This is a genomic window from Aliiruegeria haliotis (assembly GCF_003003255.1).
Taxonomy (GTDB): Bacteria; Pseudomonadota; Alphaproteobacteria; order Rhodobacterales; family Rhodobacteraceae; genus Tropicimonas; species Tropicimonas haliotis.
The window spans coordinates 1-18,295 of record NZ_PVTD01000002.1; the positions used below are offsets into that span (position 1 = coordinate 1).

The 18,295-nt window shown below is 61.0% G+C and carries 19 protein-coding genes, 1 tRNA gene and 2 pseudogenes; 1 reads left to right on the forward strand and 21 read right to left on the reverse strand.

What is annotated here, in order from left to right:
* Positions 1-192: 192 nt before the first annotated feature.
* Positions 193-420 (forward strand): annotated as a pseudogene (locus CLV78_RS05415) (ParB/Srx family N-terminal domain-containing protein); the annotation flags it as partial.
* A gap of 54 nt (positions 421-474) precedes the next feature.
* Here CLV78_RS05415 and CLV78_RS05420 read toward each other — a convergent pair.
* From CLV78_RS05420 to CLV78_RS05515, 21 genes and pseudogenes are all read right to left on the reverse strand, one after another.
* A pseudogene (locus CLV78_RS05420) lies at positions 475-1,181 on the reverse strand (IS6 family transposase).
* A 240-nt stretch (positions 1,182-1,421) separates the two neighbouring features.
* A complete protein-coding gene (locus CLV78_RS05425) occupies positions 1,422-2,663 on the reverse strand; it encodes a UbiD family decarboxylase (RefSeq protein WP_342751797.1) in 1,242 nt (413 codons plus the stop codon).
* Positions 2,664-2,708: 45 nt separating this feature from the next.
* Positions 2,709-2,960 (reverse strand): UbiD family decarboxylase domain-containing protein, encoded by a 252-nt coding sequence (locus tag CLV78_RS24850; RefSeq protein ID WP_158263444.1) that lies wholly within the window; start codon positions 2,958-2,960, stop codon positions 2,709-2,711.
* Between the two features lie 29 nt (positions 2,961-2,989).
* On the reverse strand, positions 2,990-3,661 hold the full coding sequence (locus CLV78_RS05435; RefSeq protein WP_106203787.1) for a UbiX family flavin prenyltransferase: 672 nt from the start codon (positions 3,659-3,661) through the stop codon (positions 2,990-2,992).
* Positions 3,658-4,335, reverse strand: a complete 678-nt coding sequence (locus CLV78_RS05440) for a DUF120 domain-containing protein (RefSeq protein ID WP_106203788.1) — start codon at positions 4,333-4,335, stop codon at positions 3,658-3,660. The genes CLV78_RS05435 and CLV78_RS05440 overlap by 4 nt, the downstream gene beginning before the upstream one ends.
* Positions 4,336-4,399: 64 nt before the next feature.
* Positions 4,400-5,107 carry an IS6 family transposase gene (locus CLV78_RS05445; protein ID WP_106203789.1) on the reverse strand — a complete coding sequence of 236 codons (708 nt, stop codon included), beginning with the start codon at positions 5,105-5,107 and terminating at the stop codon, positions 4,400-4,402.
* Between the two features lie 31 nt (positions 5,108-5,138).
* On the reverse strand, positions 5,139-5,591 hold the full coding sequence (locus CLV78_RS05450) for a hypothetical protein (protein WP_106203790.1): 453 nt from the start codon (positions 5,589-5,591) through the stop codon (positions 5,139-5,141).
* A complete protein-coding gene (locus tag CLV78_RS05455; protein WP_106203791.1) occupies positions 5,588-5,962 on the reverse strand; it encodes a hypothetical protein in 375 nt (124 codons plus the stop codon). The genes CLV78_RS05450 and CLV78_RS05455 overlap by 4 nt, the downstream gene beginning before the upstream one ends.
* Before the next feature lie 243 nt (positions 5,963-6,205).
* The gene (locus CLV78_RS05460; protein ID WP_106203792.1) at positions 6,206-6,592 is read right to left on the reverse strand and encodes a hypothetical protein; all 387 of its coding nucleotides are present in this window, start codon (positions 6,590-6,592) and stop codon (positions 6,206-6,208) included.
* A 216-nt stretch (positions 6,593-6,808) separates the two neighbouring features.
* Positions 6,809-7,045: a hypothetical protein gene (locus CLV78_RS05465; RefSeq protein ID WP_106203793.1), complete on the reverse strand. Its 237-nt coding sequence runs from the start codon at positions 7,043-7,045 to the stop codon at positions 6,809-6,811.
* Positions 7,046-7,116: 71 nt separating this feature from the next.
* Positions 7,117-7,680, reverse strand: coding sequence for a hypothetical protein (locus CLV78_RS05470; protein ID WP_106203794.1), 564 nt, complete (start codon positions 7,678-7,680; stop codon positions 7,117-7,119).
* Entirely contained in the window at positions 7,680-7,832 is a 153-nt protein-coding gene (locus CLV78_RS23810; RefSeq protein WP_158263445.1) for a hypothetical protein, read from the reverse strand. Before CLV78_RS23810 ends, CLV78_RS05470 begins: the two co-directional genes overlap by 1 nt.
* Positions 7,833-8,076: 244 nt before the next feature.
* A complete protein-coding gene (locus CLV78_RS05475) occupies positions 8,077-8,277 on the reverse strand; it encodes a helix-turn-helix transcriptional regulator (protein WP_158263446.1) in 201 nt (66 codons plus the stop codon).
* A 310-nt stretch (positions 8,278-8,587) separates the two neighbouring features.
* Positions 8,588-9,466, reverse strand: coding sequence for a heparin lyase I family protein (locus CLV78_RS24900; protein WP_106203796.1), 879 nt, complete (start codon positions 9,464-9,466; stop codon positions 8,588-8,590).
* A 439-nt stretch (positions 9,467-9,905) separates the two neighbouring features.
* Positions 9,906-10,454, reverse strand: coding sequence for a hypothetical protein (locus CLV78_RS05485; RefSeq protein WP_106203797.1), 549 nt, complete (start codon positions 10,452-10,454; stop codon positions 9,906-9,908).
* Positions 10,441-11,658, reverse strand: a complete 1,218-nt coding sequence (locus tag CLV78_RS05490) for a tyrosine-type recombinase/integrase (protein WP_106203798.1) — start codon at positions 11,656-11,658, stop codon at positions 10,441-10,443. The genes CLV78_RS05485 and CLV78_RS05490 overlap by 14 nt, the downstream gene beginning before the upstream one ends.
* A 248-nt stretch (positions 11,659-11,906) precedes the next feature.
* A tRNA-Ser gene (locus tag CLV78_RS05495) sits at positions 11,907-11,996 on the reverse strand.
* A gap of 81 nt (positions 11,997-12,077) precedes the next feature.
* Positions 12,078-12,797, reverse strand: a complete 720-nt coding sequence (locus CLV78_RS05500; protein WP_106203799.1) for an alanyl-tRNA editing protein — start codon at positions 12,795-12,797, stop codon at positions 12,078-12,080.
* Positions 12,794-15,268, reverse strand: coding sequence for a DUF3772 domain-containing protein (locus CLV78_RS05505; protein WP_106203800.1), 2,475 nt, complete (start codon positions 15,266-15,268; stop codon positions 12,794-12,796). The genes CLV78_RS05500 and CLV78_RS05505 overlap by 4 nt, the downstream gene beginning before the upstream one ends.
* Before the next feature lie 3 nt (positions 15,269-15,271).
* The gene (locus CLV78_RS05510; RefSeq protein WP_106203801.1) at positions 15,272-16,306 is read right to left on the reverse strand and encodes a cysteine synthase A; all 1,035 of its coding nucleotides are present in this window, start codon (positions 16,304-16,306) and stop codon (positions 15,272-15,274) included.
* An 821-nt stretch (positions 16,307-17,127) separates the two neighbouring features.
* Entirely contained in the window at positions 17,128-18,246 is a 1,119-nt protein-coding gene (locus tag CLV78_RS05515) for an NUDIX domain-containing protein (protein WP_106203802.1), read from the reverse strand.
* Between the last annotated feature and the right edge of the window lie 49 nt (positions 18,247-18,295).

An 18,295-nucleotide genomic window follows, 5' to 3' on the forward strand; every position in this document is an offset into this window, starting at 1 on the left:
ACCCCGCAGCTTCGTTCAATCCGGCTTCAATGAGGTCCGCGACACCACTTGGCGTCGATCTCACGCACGCGGACCTCACGGAACCCTCCAGATTCCTGACCGGAATCCACCCGGAATCCACTTTGGTCAAATCCACCACCCGGAATCCTCCCGGGGAATCCACCCTGACAACGACCCAGAACGGACATCCGCATGGACCTGGTATTCTCCCCCGACCGGATCGAGACCTGGCCGGTCGAAAGGCTGCGCCCCTATGCCGGCAACGCGAAGATGCATGGGTCAGACCAGGTCGCGAAGATCGCGGCCAGCATGGCGAAGTTCGGCTGGACCGTTCCCTGCATGGTCGCTGACGACGGCGAGCTGATTGCCGGGCATGGCCGGGTGCTGGCAGCCTCAATGCTCGGCCTGAAGGAGGTGCCGGGGTGCTGTCAGACTAGTTCGAACTCGTCTCTACAAGGGCAGGATGGCTGGTCCTTATGCCGTGCCGAGTTGGCGCCACTCGGCGAGAGTGCGGCACGGTTCTTCTTGAAGTTGGCTCGTGAGTAGAAGCTGCGCTCCGAGTTGAAATGGTTAAAGACAGAGGCGTGGACGGCGGCGAACATCTGCAGACTTCGCATTCGCCGGAAGCGTTGCATTGCCCGTTCTCGTCGTCGGAACGGTAGGTGCGAATTCTCAGCCCCGTTGTTCAGCCAACGGCCGGTTTCTTGCAGCGCCGAAGCGCCAATCGCCTTCAAGGCCGCCCGGTAAGAGCGAAGCAAATCAGTGACGATGGTCTCCGGCCGACAGTAGCGGCGCATTGTTTTCTTGAGGAATTTCAATGCCGCCTTCTTGTTCCGCCGCTTCGTCACGAAACTTTCCAGGACCTCGCCTTCGTGGTCGACGGCCCGCCAAAGGTAGTGGCGCTCGCCATTGATCTTCACGAATATCTCGTCCAGATGCCATTGCCACTGCGGCCAAGAACACAGTCGCTCGGACCGTTTCTTACGGATCTCGGCAGCGAAAATCGGACCGAAGCGACGCAACCAAAACCGGACCGTTTCGTGGCTGATTTCGACACCGCGCTCGTGCAACAAGTCTTCGACGTTCCGAAGCGAAAGTGGGAAACGGATGTACAGCATCACCGCCAGGCGGATCATTTCCGGGCTGCTTTGAAAGCCCTTGAACGGGTCAAGTTTGGTCATGTTCCGACGCTACGAGACCGCCCTGCCCGTCTCAACCGTAATCCTTCTGACAAGACCTCACCGCCAGGCGGATGATCTCCTCGCTCGTGTTGAAGTATTTGAACGGGTCACATTTCTTCATTCCGGGACGCTACTCAGCCCCCTGCCCCGCCGCAAGCCAGGTTGCTCTGACATCACCCACCAGCCCGCCTCTATCGCGCGGACCGGCCGCCGATTGCGACTCAGGGTCTCTTGTCCTGATCAGTCGCTATCAAATCCCCAACGCTCCAGGTTTTTGAGCACTTTTTCCTGAAGGATTGGCGGGTAATTATCCTCAAACCGCATGATTAACGGTCGGTTGAAGCCCATACGTTCCTTCGACGCCAGGCAACTGTAGATGCAAAGGCCACTTGACGTATGGGACAGGTGCTCATTGACATTCGTATAGGCTTCGAGGCCCGTTCCGTAGAAGCCCTTATAGTCGAAGAAATAGGTGCCGTCCCTGGCATGATTGCGGGTCGCGAACGCCCATGAGATGAGATCGGGGCGGGACGGATCGATATCCTCTCCGACGACGATTATTTTCGCGACAGTGTGGCCAACATGTTTGTTCTTCTCCCAGAACACTTCGGCGATCTTCTTTATGAAATCATCGGTGTTCAACCCGGTCCGTTTGTGCCAATCGCTGTGGACGCGGACGACGGTCCAGTGCAGCGCGGACTCGAAGGTCATCAGGGCGTCGATGACCGGGAGCCCGGCATCCTGCAAAGTGTCGGTGATATCGGCGCCGCCGAAGAAGCCCATGCAGATATGGGTGGTGTCCGTCGGCACGCCAGGCAGGGCGAGCGGTAGGATCGGGTTGTTTCGAAACGTCACTGCCGTGATTTTCATTACAGGAGCGGGCCCTTTGGCATCCTCAAAAAGGTAGCCAGGAAACTCGCCAAACGGACCATCGATCTTCTTGTCGGTAATCGAGACCGTGCCCTCGATCACGATTTCGCTGTCCGCTGGAACGAGCAGTTCATTTGTTTCGCATTTGACCATATCTAGGGGAGCGTCCATCAGGGCGCTTGCAACGTCGTACTCGTCAACCCAATCGGGAATGCGCGACGCGGCCTGCGTCGCGACGGCCGGGCTGACGCCCAGCGCGATCGCGAAAGGCATGTCTTTGCCCTCCTTGTCCCACATTTCGTGGATGATGCCGTTATGCTGGGTCTTGCGCAACCAAAGCCCCGTCATGGTGTCTTTGTCGACGATGCACCCGCGATTGGTGGACCAGTTGGTCCATTTCCCATCCGGAGTTTGGCAAATATTGATCCCCGCCTGGTTGATATACCGCGCGCTGTCGCCGAGGCGGCCGAGCGGCGTCGGGAACTTGTTAAGATCGATGTCGTCGCCGAACCACTTGTTTTCCTTACACGGCGCGTCGGCCTCGCTCACAATATTCGGATCGTGCCGCTTGCCTGTCTTGACCGCGTCCCTGTAGGCTTCCAGCATATCCATCAGACCGCTGTCCGGCGGCATCCCGAGCATAACGGCAAGCCTGCCCTAAGTCTGGCCCGGCGTACCACTTTTGGCCATTCCGAAGCACGCTGCACGGAACCCGTCCGGGCTATCCTTGATCTTGTTGAAGATAGGTCCGGGCAAGCACTGCTCGGTGCAGCGGCGCAGGATGGCTCCTTCTTCGTAGTTCCAGTCAACCTCATCGTCGATCTCGCGCATTTCGCCCATGCTTTTGAGCTGGTCGAGATAGTCGCGGTACGTCCGTGGGATAGCGGTGCGATCAATAGTGAGTGACACTACGGCCTCCAATGTCATTTCATCTTACCTTAAGTATCTGTGGTTGCTTTTGGATGTTGTGGGCTGCTTTGGTCCTCTGACACAGGCTTGCCCGTGGCAGCTTCTGGTTGTGAAAGTTTCGAGCCCTCAAAATGTGGATATGGCCCCTCCCAGCGTTTAAGGAGGCCCGCATCAATATCGAAGAGATCCAGCACCCGTCCGACCCCGTGATTGACGATATCGTCAATGGTCTTTGGGCGGTTGTAGAAGGCCGGCATCGGCGGGGCGATGATCGCACCGAGTTGAGCTGCTTCAAATAACAGCTTGCAATGACCGACATGCAGCGGCGCCTCTCGGGGCATCAGGACTAGCCGGCGCTTTTCCTTGAGCACCACATCGGCCGCGCGCGTGACGAGATTGTCGGTCATTGAATGTGTTATCGCCGACAAGGTACGCATAGAGCAGGCGGTAACGATCATACCTTCCGTCTGGAATGAGCCGCTTGAAATCGCCGCAGCCTGATTGCCACTGTTGTGTACGACATCCGCAAGATCCTCGACGTACTTCGCGGTGAAATCGGTCTCGATCTCGATGTTCATACGAGCGTACCGGCTCATCACGAGATGGACTTCGTAACCACCGATCGCCTTCAGGACTTCGAGAAGGCGAATGCCGTAGATGACGCCGCTCGCGCCAGCGATACCGACAATTATCCGTTTCATGCGTCCGTACGCTCCTCTTTGGAAAACTTGTTCTCGGACGGATCGAGGACCTCGATGTCCACAAAGTCTCCGTCGCTCTTCTTCAGCAGGTCACGCAGCCTGGCCGGCGCAATGAGTTCGATCTGCAGGCGTGGATATTGCGGGACTTCGGGAAGAACGATGGCGCCTGACACCCTCCCGTCGATCAAAACCGGGTAGCAGCGCGCATCGCAGTCACGCGGTCCGTCATGTGGGTTTTCAATCCGGATTCCCGGCGTGCCGCGTAGGTTCAGCCAATTCGAGGTCGAGTCCAAATCGTCTTCAACCATCAGGTTCAGCGTCCCAGGAAACGGGTCCATCCCCAGCTTTTCGACGAACTGGGCACGCGCCCAGTCAAGCTGGGTGAAATATTGTCCCCGCCCATGACCACTTTGTATGCCGCCGCGCATGTGTCTCCATTGCGAAGAGGACGGCCGCAGCCATTCAAGATAGGTCACGGCCACACCGTCGGGATCACGCAATTGAAAAAGTCGCGCACCCCAAGACACGGTGACAATTCCCGGTGCTTCAATTGAAACTGCGTCGCGCGCACTTTCAATATCCGCGACCTCGACCACAATGTGGATCCGGTCTGCTGGTGAGCCGAGGTTCAGCGACCTGCGCTCGCGCCGATTGTCGAGGATCTCCAGACGCATGCCATCAAGGTGGTGCTGGCAGACAAATTCTAACCAGTCTCCGAATGGCCAGTGAGCATGTCCCTTATGCAGCGCAGAGTTGGCGCCACTCGTCGAGAGCAGCGGCACGGTTCTGCTTGAAGTTTGCTCTGGAAGAGAGGCTACGCTCCGAATTGAATTGGTTGAAGACAGAGGCGTGGACGGCGGCGAACATCTGCAAACTTCGCATCCGCCGAAAGCGTTGCATTGCTCGCTCACTTCGTCGAAACGGCAGGTGCGAATTCTCCGCCCTGTTGTTAAGCCAGCGGCCTGTTTTCTGCCGATCGGCCGCACCGATCTCCCTCAGCGCAGCACCATAGGATCGGAGCCGGTCAGTGACGATGACTTCTGGACGGCCGTAGCGTTTCATTGATTTTCTCATGAATTTTAATGCCGCTTTCCGGTCCCGCGTTTTTGTCACGAAGCTTTCGAGCACCTCACCCTCGTGATCGACCGCCCGCCAAAGGTAGTGGCGTTCGCCGTTGATCTTCACGAAAATCTCGTCCAGATGCCATCGCCATTGCGGCCAGGAGCGCATCCGCTCGGCGCGTTTCTGGCGGATCTCAGACGCGAACATCGGTCCAAACCGATGCCACCAGAAGCGGACAGCTTCATGACTGACATCGATGCCGCGTTCGTGCAGAAGATCCTCGACATTTCGCAGCGATAGCGGGAACCGCACGTACATCATCACCGCGAGGCGAATGATTTCAGGGCTCGTCTTGAAGTACTTGAACGGGTCGCGTTTCGTCATCCGGAGACGCTACCCAGCCCCCTGCCCGGCTTCAAGCCAACTTCCTTTGACAACACCGGTGTTGCCCGATCCAGTCGGGTGTCAGGGTGTCACTGTTTCCGACGATGAAGTCCTCGGGCGGATGGTAGCCGCGTACAGAGAGATCACTCGCAAATCCGGGGTCGATGACAACCTCGTCGGGTGTCTCTAGCCAGACATGGAAATCTTCGGGCCTTGTAAGTCCGACAGGGACGTTCGGGGCGATATCCGCTACATCTCCGCATGCGAGCACAAGGGCCTCGTCCGGCGCGTGAAGGTACAGCACCACCGCGTCACCAACGACGGGAGTGGATATCTTCCCAAGGCAGGACAGCGCGAGCGAACTGACCCCTGCCAGATAGATGCAGTTCCCTTCATGTCCGACCCTGTCAGGGTGCTGCTGGGCCAATGACATGCGCGCCACCTCTACCGCGCGTCGAATATCGATCAATGCATTCTCGCTCATGCCGCCACCTCGCTTTCCGAGGCCATGGCCTGCAGGTTCGCAAGATGCGTCCTCGCGTCAGCGAGGTGCTGCTCGTGGGCCTCTCCTATAGAGCCAGCGGCTGCACGCGCTGCGGCGATGACGAGGTCCCGCTCACCGGCGAGATCGTCGTGCTCTTCCGGCCACGGCAGGCCAAGGCCTCCCATGTGGGTGGGGGCCAGTTGATAGAGCAAGGTACTCAGGGTCTGCCGGACGTCTACGCCGCAGGCAGGATAGTCCGCGACGAGGTCACGGAGTGCGGAGGTACGGAGGGCGACCCCTTCGATACGGTGGTCGGATCGAGGGGGTCTCGATGCGGACGGCGTGCTGTCCGTGGTCTTGGTACTTTTCATGGATCATCACCCAGTTCATCGGGGATCGACGGCCAGCACCGCGTTCGGCCTCCTCCCGGATGTTGAAGGTTGCGGTGCTTTGGGTGGTGATCGGGTCGGCCCAGAGCGGCTGCTGCCGGGGCGAGATGTTGTGTTGTCTTTGCATTGTCACACTATGTCCTGTATTTCTTGGATGTCTGGCTTCATCACCCGGATTTTGGCCCGGCTCCCGCTTCATTGCGGGGCCGGGCTTTTCTGTTTCGTTCATTGGGCGGTCTCTGGCCCCGGTGTCGTCACGACCTTCGCATCGGTCAGGTCGATATCGAGCGTCTTGGCGACGAGGCCGAGGATGGCCTTCCTGCCGCGTCCTTGGGTGCATTTGGAGCAGACCGATGCGTAGAGCGCTCCGTTCGCCCCGCTGATGGGCACACGCACGCCAACGGTTGGGAAGCGCGACCCTTCGTAGGGTGCCTTGCAGCAGCAGCAGCAGGCGGCGGCTCCGTCCGTCTGGCCGGAGGCGATGGCTCTGGAGATTTGCTGGATCAGGAGGGCGTTCTGCATTGATCCTGCGCCGGTCAGGATGGCTGTTGGGTCGAGGTTGAATAGTTCCATTCCGGAGGCGGTCGGTGGGTCGATCTGTTCGTGGCGCATTCGCCTGTCTCCATCGTTGTGGTCGAGCCTGTGCGACCGGTTCTGACGGATCGGCTGGTGGTGACTGGCCTGCGCGAACTGGCCCGTGCGATCCTGCGCTTTTGTGGAGATTTGCCAGATCGGGTTTCTCGTGAGACCCTGTGCTCATCTCCGCTTCAGGGGTCGGGACCGGCGGCAAACGGTCTCAACAACACCGCCGGTCCCTGCCGCTGGGTATCAAGCGGCGTTCTGTTGTGCCCTGAGGAGGTCTGCCCCGAGCACGAAATCCTTCGACTTGATCTTGGTGATGGTCAGCCCCCGGTCGAGCGCCCATGCGTTGAAGAGGGGCTGTGGCAGGCGCAGGAGGGCGGCACATTCCTTGCGGGAATAGTAGCTGTCCAAATTAATCCGGCCTGAGGTCGGCAGCAGGTCGTCGGGCGGGAGGATTTCGACTTTGCCGGTCATCTGGTTCATGCTGCTTCTCCTTGTCTGTCTTGTTGGTCAGTCTGCGACGGATCAGTCTTAAGGTTCGACCCCACCGAACCTTAGTTTTTCTCGCCGTAGTCCCTGATGCGCCGACGCAGCAGGTCTGTGGCCCGCTCGGCGGCGGGCGTCATCTGGTCTCTACCGGGCGGAACCCAGTTCGCCATGGTCCGGGCTGCGGCCTGAACGCGCGCCTCACCTTCGCCGCCCTTGGTGGGCAGCCAGACGTGGGTCCACTGCTCGATATCGGATATCCCCGCTGGCCAACCCTCGCTGGTCAGGACATCGGCGACCGCCTGACGCGCGGGTGTCGCCCTCTCACCATTGGCCCTGAGGACGACGACGGCGGCGAGTGCGTAAACCCTGACGGCAATCTCCGCGATCTTGAGGGTGCTCCCTCTGTCCGATGGCATCTGCAGTTCGGCCTGCAGTAAGATCAGCGGTTGCATCAGGTCGCTCAGTGCGAGGGCTGGGCTGGTCGAGTTCACGTAGTGGAGCATGTAGGCCAGTGCCAGCGAGCGGCGCTGACGCTCACTCATGTCCTGCCGCTTCAACCACTGCAGGCTGAGGACCAGTTCCATCATATCCAGATCGTGCCGGATGATCTCGGTCGGTTCGTTGCCCATCACTCTCCTCCCACCAGCGCTCTCAACCGGGCGATGCTCGGTTCGACATGGCCGAACCACTCGCGGGTCAGGCGTTCGTTGTCGCCGATGAACTCGTCAATCTCGGACAGCCGGTCGAGCAAGAACCGGGCCTCTTTGGTGATCGCATCCATGTTGTTGGTCTCCGTTTTCAGTTCATCCTCGTGTGCGAGGAAATCCAGCGGCCATCAGGTCGACCTCCTGACCCGACCCTGCCGGGTATTTTCTCTTTCCGGGCAGGTCTGATCCCGCTAGTGAGGCTGTGCCCGGCTGCTTCTTCTGTGACGGTCGGGTGTGGTAGCTGGGTGTGGTAACCCGGCAAACACGCTGGGGGTGGTTCCCCGGCGGACACCCGGCCCCTTCGGGGGTCGGGTGTTTCTAAACAGCAGCCCGATCCCGACTTTCCAACCACGCATCGACCTCGTCCTCGAACCAAGCGTTCAGGCTGGAGGTCACCTTGATCGGCTTGGGGAAGTCGCGATCCTTGATCGCCTCGTAGATCGCACTGCGGGAAAGGGTCGTCTTCGCGCTGACCTGCGGCAGGCGAAGCATCTGGCGTGGTTCATTGGCCTCGGACATTTCGGGTTCCTCCTGTCGGTAGTAGTGTCCATGTGGACACTCAACTGGACCCGGAGGCGGGTGCATTTCGATAGGGCCGTCAGGTTGATGCACCCACTATTTGCTCTCAGGGCAACAAAAGACCCAACCGAAACGCCAGTCCCTACGATTGATGTTGAAAGCGCGCGTCCGGTGACCCGTCGCGCGTTTCGGCTTTGCCGACTTCGCGGTCATCAGCGGAGTGCGTCAGATGATTGGCGCTGAGCCCATCGCGGCCGTTGAAACATGACAACGCTTGCGCAATCCTGCTTAGTTCGGCCGATCACTTGATCTAGCGCACTCCCAAAGCAGCCTTGCTGACAGGATATCTCGCAGAAATTTTTGAGAAACTCTTGGAGGCCACAATATCGTCAAACCAAGCAGTGGACGCTGTCGTGGTTCTACCAACGCCTTCGTATCGGTAGATAAATAGATTTGTGATGATCTTTGAACCCGCGTCTGCCGCAAGCGTTGCCCCGGAAAAACTGTAGACGAGCTTTCCATTGTGGAGGACCCTATAAACTCCGTCGCTTCCTCTTGACCACTTCGCATAGATTACGAACTCATGCCAACGATCAAATGTTGGTCCCGGAACATAGGTATTCTTGGGGCTGCCGTGATCATACCTTCCGTTAACGCAACGGTGTTGTATGTGAAGGGCTTTCCTCGGAATACTGTATTGGATATTGAAGCACGCGCCACTCCCATACTGGTAGTTCTGATACAGATTGACCTCCGGATGGTAGTTTTGAAGGGCTGAAAAGTCCCGGCTCAGCAAAACTGAAAAGGCATAGAATGACGATTTTGCCGTGGACCCTTGCGTAGTGACTTCAATACGTTCGTTCCTCAACTTGCAGTCGTCCCAAGAACCGGGCCCGGCGCTGCGGCCGCAGTCACCCGGTTGGATTTGAAAACGAATAGATGACTTGCCTGACCGCACCCGAGCGGGGTCCGTCTCGACGACGATCCTGCCTGGTCGGAAGTTCGCTGCTTTGCCGTGTTTCGGTTTCAGTCCTGAGAAGTTCTCTTTGGCCAACTGATGACTGAACTTCAATCCACCATTGGAAGAAACTGTCCCCGGAGGCGGAGCGGTCTCTGCTACTCCGACCGCTGTGCCGAAAACCGACCCTAGTACAACTATCAAACACGCAATCAAAATGATCCTTCGCATATTCGCCTCCGCTGGTAACTAAGGAGAAACCAAATTCGCACTCTAATACCTAATGCCCCCAATGCTGGGGATACACGCAGCATAGTCGAAACCTTTTGAAAACCAAAAGGTTATTCGCCCCAAATTTCTGTAGGTCATTTCGAATAGAGCACATATCGGAGCGGAACTTGGGAAAAAAAAATGGGGCACCGACCAGCGGCGCACGTGCAGGATGTTCCGGATCGTTCGTTGAACCGCCATTGCCGGAAGTCTTTCCAATGTCGGCTTTTCAGTCAGCGGACTTCCGGAAGAAACCGTCGAGAGAGATGTCAGCCAAGGCGGATCTGGAGTGCGACCAAGCGCCAAGTTCACAGTGAAGTGGGCCCGCCAAACCAATGGCGGGCCGGTTGTTTTCAGCTTGTACCGCGAGCGTTGGCACCGAAGCGGGGTCTCTCGTTACCTATGTTGACTTACCTCGTTGAAGCGCGGATTTGATAGCTGATCGGCCAGTGCTGTCGAACCGTTCTGCAAGTGTTGGGTCGCGCTTCAGGACACACCTAGCCGCCTGCATCAGGCTTCCGCCTTTCTCCTGCTGGAACCTTTCTGCGGCATCACGAAACTGGGCATCCCGATTTGATCCGGGGTGGCCCGACTTGCCGGGTCGCTTGCGTGCGACTTTTTCGTTCCTGACCGTACTGAAGGCCTTGCGGCCATGAGCAATGTGAAGGGCGGCCCCAACGGCATCTCCAGCGGCGAGGAGCCTCCGGGCGATGCTTGCGCCCCTGCGTGCGGAGAGCCACGCAGAGCGGCTCTCCACGGCCTTGGGCGTGCGGATCGTAGCCTCTGGCCCGATCAGATCCGCGAAGAACCATTCAGCCTCGCCGATATCGGCATCCAGCAGATCGATCTCCCGCTTGATGTCGTCGGACCAGTCGATTGGCTCATTGTAGATCGCCTCTGTCTCGGCGATGGCTTGCCGGGTCTCGTGGTCGAGTTCATTCAGCAGCATGGAGCAGCCCTCCCTCGTTGACCTGAGCGGCGACGAAGCCCTCCCACGCCTCCATGAGAGGACGGCGCTGATCGAGGAAGTCCGACCGGCGGTATGCCCGCTCCACGGCATTGCCGATGGTGTGGGCAAGCTGGTCCTCGACATGGTCTCGCGAGTAGCCTGAGCCGTTGGCCCAGTCGCTGAACGTCGAGCGCCATCCGTGGGGCGTGTAGTTGCCCAGTCCCGACCGACGCATGGCCTGCGCCATGGTCATGTCGGAGATTGGGCGGCCCGAGGTGCCGGGATGAACCAAATCGGTGCCAGCGAAACGGTGCTGCGCGAAGAGGTGCGCCTCCAGCAGTGGCGTCAGCGGGATGCGATGGTCGCGCCGCGCCTTCATCCGGTCCGCCGGGATCAGGATGTGGTCGTCACGGATGTCCGACCAGCGCAGGTTGCGCGCCTCGCCAGAGCGGAGGCCGGTCAGGATAGCGGTGACCATGGCCGCGTAGCCCATGCCGTTGTCACGCTTCACCCAGAGCCTCAGAAAGGCGTCAGGGGCGTCGGTGACCGGCACGGCGGCATGGTGCTTCACAACCCGGACCTTGGCCTGCTTGGGCAGCAGGAAGCCCAGCTTGCCATCCATGTCGGCGGGGTTCCGACGATCCCGATCCTCTTTCGCGTCGGCGAAGGCGAGGATTTTCTCGATCCGCTGACGGACGCGAGAGGCGGTCTCCATCTTGGCCATCCAGATCGGATCGAGGCAGGTGTGGATGTCCGACGCGGTGATGTCGGCGCAGGTCATCGGCAGTAGGCTGGCAGCGTGCATGCGCAGGCTGTTCTCCCACTGGGTCTTGGCCTTCCGGTTGGTGAGGGTCTTCAGGTGCCCGGTCAGGAACTCCTGCATGGCGGTCTCGAAGGTCATGGCCTTCACCTCGACCGGCGCGACAGCGGCGGCCTTGGCTGCTTCCTTGGCGACCTTGGGGTCACCGCCGGTGGCGATGATCTCGCGGTTGCCTGCAGCCTTCTGGCGAGCGGTGGAGAGGGTGACGGACTGGATCGAGCCGAGGCCGATCTCCTTCTTCTTGCCGCCGAAGGTGTAGCGGAAAATCCAAGAGCGGCTGTTTCCCTTGGCGCGGAGGTAGAGGCCGCCGCCATCGCTGTGCATGCCATTGGGCAGCGACTTGATGGAACGGGCGGACAGTTGATTGAGTGCGGTTACACGCATTGTGTTTCTCCTGTGATGAGGCCGCTGGTGAGGCGGCGTGGTCTGGTGCCGATGATCGGCGTTCTTTGTTTTCTTCCCTACGGGGTCACTAAACCGGTCGAGAGAGGCTCGTTGGTTGGACGAGCCTGTCCTTACCGAAACCTTACCGAGGGTTCGCGTCTGGACGGTAGGGTACGGACATCCACGGACATACGGAAGGCCCAAAAGCCTTATTTTACTGGATGTCTGGATATGCTTGGATGGGTATCTGGCGGAGAGACAGGGATTCGAACCCTGGAGACGGTTTCCCGCCTACACACTTTCCAGGCGTGCGCCTTCGACCACTCGGCCACCTCTCCGGTGCCGCACGGTCTATCCAAGAGTCGGGGAGACATGCAAGGGGGCAACGGCGTTTTTCGCGCCCCGGAGTGCAAGTTTTTTCAGCTTTGCAAGAGCATGTTCACACGGCGGTTCCTGGCCCCCTTTTTCTCCACTTTTCCAAGGGCAATGCGCCCGATCTCCCCGGTGCGGGCAACATGGGTGCCGCCACAGGGTTGCAGGTCGACCTGGGCGGCCCCTTCGCCGATGCGGATCAGGCGCACGCGCCCCTGCCCCTTCGGCGGCTTGACCGACATGGTCTTGACCAGACCTGGGTTTGCGGCGAGTTCCTCATCCGTAATCCAGTCCTCGGTGACTGGCAGATCGCGATCGATCAGATCCTGCAACGCGGCCTGAACGGCCTCCTTGTCCTCAAGTGCCTCCGGCATGTCAAAATCCAGCCGACCCTTCTCGGGAGAGATCGACCCGCCGGACACCGGCAGCGGGATCACGACGGATAACAGGTGCAGACCGGTGTGCACCCGCATGTGTCGGTATCGGCGATCCCAGTTCAGAACCTGGCGCACCTCTGCGCCGACCGGCGGAAGCGCGGCCGCCTCGGAAGGAACCAGCACGATGCTGTCCCCGTCTCCCTTGACAGCCGTGGCGATCTCCAGTGTCCCGCCGTTCCAGTGAACCGCACCGCTGTCACCGGGCTGACCGCCCCCCTTGGGGTAGAAAACACTAGCATCGAGCACGATTCCGCCTTCCGGGGTGTGCTCCAACACCGTCCCCGCGGCCTCGCGCGAATAGGCATCTTTCCGAAAAAGGGGCTCGGTCATTCGTCGTCCTCGCTGGGTATCTCCGGGTTTGCATCTGGCTCGATGGGCGCGGTGGACGCGATCTCCGCCGCGGGGACCGGCACGGACCCGCCCCCCAGCGCCTCGGGATTGCGCAGCCAGATGTCGCGCTGCGCAAACGGAATCTCTATCCCGGCCTCGGCCAGCCGTTCGGCGATCCGGTGATTCAGCTCCGTCCGCGCGCCAAGGCCGAAGTTGATGTCACGCAGGATCACACGGATCTCGAAATCCAGCGAATCCGCACCGAACCCCTGGAACACGACCGTCGGCGGTGGATTGACGATGACCAGCGGGTGTTCCTCGGCCACTTCCTGCAGAATCTCCGCAACCTTGCGGGTATCTGTGCCATAGGCAACGCCCACCGTCAGGATCAGGCGACCTGTCAGGCTGCCACGGGTCCAGTTGGTGACCTGTCCGGTGACAAGGTCGGAGTTGGGCACCACAACATTCGTGCGGTCGAAGGTCTCCACCGTTGTCGCCCGGACCGAGATCTTTCGGACCGTGCCCATGACACTTCCGACCTCGATCCAGTCGCCCTCTGTCACCGGGCGCTCGATCAGCAGGATCAGACCCGAGACAAAGTTCTGCACGATGTTCTGGAGGCCGAAGCCGATCCCCACCGACAGCGCCCCGGCGACAATCGCGAGGTTTGAAAGGTCGAGACCGGCGACGGAGATGGCCACCATGGCCGAGGCGAAGATGCCGACATAGCCGAGGCCGGAATCCACGGCGTTCCGCGCGCCCGGGTCCAGCGATGTGCGGGGCAGGACCGAACTGCGCATTGCGCCCTGAATGATCCGGGTCAGGAGGTAGCCGCCAAGGAACACGATCACGAAGATCATGAACACAGAGGGCGAGATACTTGTGTCGCCGACCTTGAACCCTTCGCGGACCGTCGCCCAGATCTCCGTCAGATCGGCCCAGCGCGCACCCCAGATCAACGCAAAAAACGGGAGCGACGCGATCATGATCGCGAAGTTGACAAGGACCGCCGCAAGCCCCGTGCCCGTGCGCCCTGCCGGGGCAAACATCTGGAACAGCCCCATCGAAAGCCGCTGAAGGAACGTCACAAGCGCGAGCAGCGCAATCGACAGACCCGGCGCGAGCGTCAGGGAGACCGCCGCGCGCGTATATCCGAGAACCGCCGCAATCGGACCCAGAAACGCGAGCACCAGGCAGATCCTGCCGACGATGTAGATCATGCTCTGCAGGAAGCCCCTTTCGTCCACCTCGTCCCGATCATCTTGTGTTTCGAACGCGTGCTGCTCGCCGCCGCTTGCGATCAGCAGGCGGGCGATCCCGGCGAGGCACAGCGCGGTCATGACAATGACCGGGAAAGCGAAGACAGCGCCCGTTGCTGTCCCCAGCGCAAACAGATCCGTCAAGTTGGAGATCAGGATCGCCAATGCGACCATGACGCCCAGAGAGTTGAAGTAGAACCGACCCCGGACGCGTTCACGCGGCGGGAGATCCAGCGTCCGCGGCCAGTTGTCCATCTTCGGGAAGGTCTGCCCGCCAAGCCAACGCGCACCGAAAAACGCCGCCCCCATGAATGGCAGGGTCAGCAGAATCTCTTCGCCGCTGGACCCGAACATGGATGTCAGTTGGAGCGCGGCAACCAGAAAGGCGATCCCGATCATTGGCAAGAGCACCTGCCCCACCGAGATGATCATCGCCACGACAAAGAGCCGCTCGCTGCCGGGGCGGTTGGCCACCAGCCAGTCCACCAGCTTCTGAAACCAGCCCCGGCCACGGACCAGCAGCAGCCCGGCAAGCGCGACGAGGATGGCAATACTGGGCAGGTTGTCCAGAAACAGGACCCTGTCACTGCGCAGGTTCAACGAGGACGACACCTCGCCGATCAGGATGCGTACGATCATCCGGGCATCTTCGAGCGCCTTGACGACATGTGTCGGGTTCACCGGGGAAGGGCCGCGTTCCAGCATACGCTGTTGCTGGCGCTCCCGGAGCAGGTGATCGACCTGCGAAATCAGGCCGCTGGCGCGGGCATGCGCCTCGATCGCGAGGAGTACGGGCTTTCGAAGCGTCTGGTATTGCGCGTTCAGTTCGGCACGGCGGTCGGACAGATCCACGCTTTCGGCTTGGCCTTCCGCCGGCGTACCGAGTGAGGCTATCTGCGCCTCAAGCGTTTCGATACGGTCGGAGTTTCGTCCCTGCTCCGCCTGGAACAGGCTGCGCCAGTCTACCAGTTCGGTGCGTAACTCCTCGAAGGCTTGATTGGAGGCCTTCGCGTCGTCCAGCGCCCGCTCGGCTCGGCGCGCGGTGCGTTCCCAGGCCTCGAAATCCTCTTCCGTCAGTGGCGCCTGCGCGTCCTGCGCGTGGGCTGCTGCCGGGCCTAGGTGCAACGGCGCGGTACCCGGCCCCGCAGGCAAGCTCCCCAGGACAGAGAGCGCCAGGGCAAGCACCAGCAGCCGGGACAGGAGCCAATGCATCGCTCAGACGTCCTCGAAGACCGACGGCAGCTCCGCCGACGGTTTGGCGAGCCAATGCGGCACCGGAAGTCCCTTTTCTCTCAGGAAGTCCGGATTGAAGAGCTTCGACTGGTAGCGCGTACCGAAATCACACAACACGGTCACGATCGTATGGCCCGGTCCCATTTCCTTCGCCATGCGGATGGCGCCCCCGACATTGATCCCGGACGATCCACCGAGGCAAAGACCCTCGTGTTCCACCAGGTCGAAGACGATTTGCAGCGCGTCGGAATCGGGAATCTGGAACGCCATGTCCTGCATGAACCCTTCAAGGTTCGCGGTGATCCGCCCCTGACCGATCCCCTCGGTGATGGAACTGCCCGTGGCCGCAGCGGTTCCGGTGGTCAGCAGCGAGAACATGCCCGAGCCCATCGGATCGGCTAGGCCGATCTTCACGCCCCTCGGCTGCAACGCCTCTGCCACCCCGGCGATTGTGCCACCGGAGCCGACGGCACAGATGAACCCGTCAACCTTGCCGCCGGTCTGTTCCCAGATCTCTGGCCCGGTTCCTTCCACATGGGCCTGCCGATTGGCCACGTTGTCGAATTGGTTGGCCCAGATCGCCCCGTTGGGATCGGTCTCGTTCAATGCCGCCGCAAGGCGACCGGAGTATTTCACGTAGTTGTTCGGATTCTTGTAGGGAACCGCCGGAACCTCCACCAGTTCGGCACCAGCGAGCCGGATCATGTCCTTCTTTTCCTGGCTCTGCGTCTCCGGGATCACGATCACCGTCTTGAACCCCATCGACGCCCCGACCAGCCCGAGGCCGATACCGGTATTGCCCGCAGTTCCCTCCACGATCGTGCCACCGGGGCGCAACGTGCCCTTCGCAATGGCATCGCGGATGATGAAAAGCGCCGCGCGGTCCTTCACCGAGGACCCGGGGTTGAGGAACTCCGCCTTGCCAAGGATCTCGCAGCCCGTGGCCTCGCTGGCCGCGCGAAGACGGATCAGCGGTGTGTTGCCAATCGCATCCGCGAGATCTTTCCTGATGGTCATGACCGGTATCCCTTCCACAAATGAGCCTGTCCCTTGCTAGCGGAGGGCCGTGTCGTGTCAACCGCCGCAGGCCCCTCACATGCAGGATCAACAATTTGTCAGCGCAAACCGTCCCGCACGCTGCGGGCCTTGCTGTCATGCGCGTCCGTGGCAGTTGAAGCGCAACGTTCGACATCGGGAACAGAGAGGCGCTGGCATCCGTACCTGTAGCGGTCCGTTGGTGGCGACGCTCTCGTGGAAAAGCAGGCTCCAACCGGCGCATCTGGTGGCCAAGACCGATCTGGCCGACAGCCACCGCTGCCACTGCTCTCACACACCCAAAGGTGTTGGTGCGTTCCTGTGCACCGGCGCACGCCTTAGGCCCTGTCGGACCTGAGTTCGACACCGATCGTCCGCGGCGATACTCGCACCCATACATCAAGCGCTATGTGCCCTTCGTCCCGTCCCCTGGCAACGGTCCGGGTCCAACCGAATCCAGCCTTGCCGCAGCGACACCTCTCGGCGACAAGGCAGACCGCTTGGGCGACTTGCACGCCAACACCTCCTGCCGCCCCGAGCCTCTTCAATGCGGTGCCAAAGCCCGAGCACGGCCCGATCCAACGTCAGTGTTCTCCCGGCCCTAGCAAGGCATGTCGGCCCACCGTAGGTGCCACCCCCAACCCGAGTAGCGGCGCCAGCCGCGTCGAGGGGCGGGAGCCTTCCGCCACGGCTCGGATACTTTTCGGTAGCGGGACAGGATGAAGGTTTCGGCACCTCCAACGGGGTGACCGGCAGCCGTTCCCGAGCGCACGGCGCGACCCGCACTGCATGGGTCAGTGCAATCACCCGGCCCGCAGGGCGTCCCGCTTTCTTTCAAGGTGAAGGATCAGCAGAATGAGCGGGCCGACGTTGATCTCCCCGCTTTCGACCAGTTCCAGTGCCCGGTCAAAGGAGATCACGTGACTGCGGATGTCCTCATCTTCCGACGGCAATCCTCCAAGCCGCGCAGACCCATCGGGCAGGTCCGCCACGCCGATATACCCAAACAGATACTCGGTCTTGGCCCCCGGGGTCGGATAATACTGCGACACCAGATGCAGCGCGCCGAGTTCCAATCCAGCCTCCTCCAGGGATTCCCGCCGCGCCGCTTCCTGCGGCGTCTCGCCTCCGTCGATGCGGCCGGCGATCGCCTCCAGCATCCAGGGTTGGGTGTCGCCACGCGCAAACGGACCGGCGCGGAACTGCTCCACCAGCAAAACGCGGTCCCGCACGGGGTCGTAGGGCAGCACCGTCACCGCGTCGGCGGATATGAAGGCGGTCCGGTTCATCTCCCGGCTGCGCCCGCCGGCAAAGGTCGCATGGCTGAAATCGTATTCCTCGACCGAGAAGAAATTCGAATAGACGAGTGAACGGCGCCGCAGGTCCACGTCCTCGGGGCGCGCGGTGCGCCGCAGGGTCGAGGGGGCCACCTGACGTGCATTTAGCCGCGCCTGACCGCGCGCGCGCATCGGGCCGAAACGGCGGGCCACCTCGGAGGCCGGTCGAACCTCCATGTCGTCCATGATCTCCTGCACCGTGACGAGGGTCAGCTCCCCCCAACGCGCGACCCACTCGGCAAGGTCCCACCGGTCCCCGGCAAGCTCCTCCCCGCCCCGGCCACGATAGAGCCGCGCCCGTGCCGGGCCGGCGTCGGTTTCCACGTCGACCTCCGCCGGCAGGGCGTCGAAACTGTTCTGGTAGTATTCCAACCGCGACATCGCCTCGTCCGACGGCATCTCGAGCAGCAGCCCGTCTGTCACCTCTCCCGGCGCCTCGATGAGCAGCGGAATGTTGTCGCCCCGCGTCCAGTGCACTGCGTGATCGGGCAGCCGCGCCGGGGTCAGCCGCAGCGGCTCCCCGCCGGTCACCACAGTCAGCAGTGGTGAATGGCACAGCATTCCATAGAGAAAGATCCCGTCCATCTGGTCAGCCCCCGATTGCCGTGCCGGACCTTTCGTGTTCAGGCCCCGC

What these genes read in the sequence shown, in the direction of transcription:
- CLV78_RS05425 (WP_342751797.1), bottom strand. Translation starts at nt 2,663, where the DNA reads ATGGATATGCTGGAAGCCTACAGGGACGCGGTCAAGACAGGCAAGCGG.
- CLV78_RS05435 (WP_106203787.1), bottom strand. Translation starts at nt 3,661, where the DNA reads ATGAAACGGATAATTGTCGGTATCGCTGGCGCGAGCGGCGTCATCTAC.
- CLV78_RS05440 (WP_106203788.1), bottom strand. Translation starts at nt 4,335, where the DNA reads ATGCGTCTGGAGATCCTCGACAATCGGCGCGAGCGCAGGTCGCTGAAC.
- CLV78_RS05445 (WP_106203789.1), bottom strand. Translation starts at nt 5,107, where the DNA reads ATGACGAAACGCGACCCGTTCAAGTACTTCAAGACGAGCCCTGAAATC.
- CLV78_RS05450 (WP_106203790.1), bottom strand. Translation starts at nt 5,591, where the DNA reads ATGAGCGAGAATGCATTGATCGATATTCGACGCGCGGTAGAGGTGGCG.
- CLV78_RS05455 (WP_106203791.1), bottom strand. Translation starts at nt 5,962, where the DNA reads ATGAAAAGTACCAAGACCACGGACAGCACGCCGTCCGCATCGAGACCC.
- CLV78_RS05460 (WP_106203792.1), bottom strand. Translation starts at nt 6,592, where the DNA reads ATGCGCCACGAACAGATCGACCCACCGACCGCCTCCGGAATGGAACTA.
- CLV78_RS05465 (WP_106203793.1), bottom strand. Translation starts at nt 7,045, where the DNA reads ATGAACCAGATGACCGGCAAAGTCGAAATCCTCCCGCCCGACGACCTG.
- CLV78_RS05470 (WP_106203794.1), bottom strand. Translation starts at nt 7,680, where the DNA reads ATGGGCAACGAACCGACCGAGATCATCCGGCACGATCTGGATATGATG.
- CLV78_RS23810 (WP_158263445.1), bottom strand. Translation starts at nt 7,832, where the DNA reads ATGGATGCGATCACCAAAGAGGCCCGGTTCTTGCTCGACCGGCTGTCC.
- CLV78_RS05475 (WP_158263446.1), bottom strand. Translation starts at nt 8,277, where the DNA reads ATGTCCGAGGCCAATGAACCACGCCAGATGCTTCGCCTGCCGCAGGTC.
- CLV78_RS24900 (WP_106203796.1), bottom strand. Translation starts at nt 9,466, where the DNA reads ATGCGAAGGATCATTTTGATTGCGTGTTTGATAGTTGTACTAGGGTCG.
- CLV78_RS05485 (WP_106203797.1), bottom strand. Translation starts at nt 10,454, where the DNA reads ATGCTGCTGAATGAACTCGACCACGAGACCCGGCAAGCCATCGCCGAG.
- CLV78_RS05490 (WP_106203798.1), bottom strand. Translation starts at nt 11,658, where the DNA reads ATGCGTGTAACCGCACTCAATCAACTGTCCGCCCGTTCCATCAAGTCG.
- CLV78_RS05500 (WP_106203799.1), bottom strand. Translation starts at nt 12,797, where the DNA reads ATGACCGAGCCCCTTTTTCGGAAAGATGCCTATTCGCGCGAGGCCGCG.
- CLV78_RS05505 (WP_106203800.1), bottom strand. Translation starts at nt 15,268, where the DNA reads ATGCATTGGCTCCTGTCCCGGCTGCTGGTGCTTGCCCTGGCGCTCTCT.
- CLV78_RS05510 (WP_106203801.1), bottom strand. Translation starts at nt 16,306, where the DNA reads ATGACCATCAGGAAAGATCTCGCGGATGCGATTGGCAACACACCGCTG.
- CLV78_RS05515 (WP_106203802.1), bottom strand. Translation starts at nt 18,246, where the DNA reads ATGGACGGGATCTTTCTCTATGGAATGCTGTGCCATTCACCACTGCTG.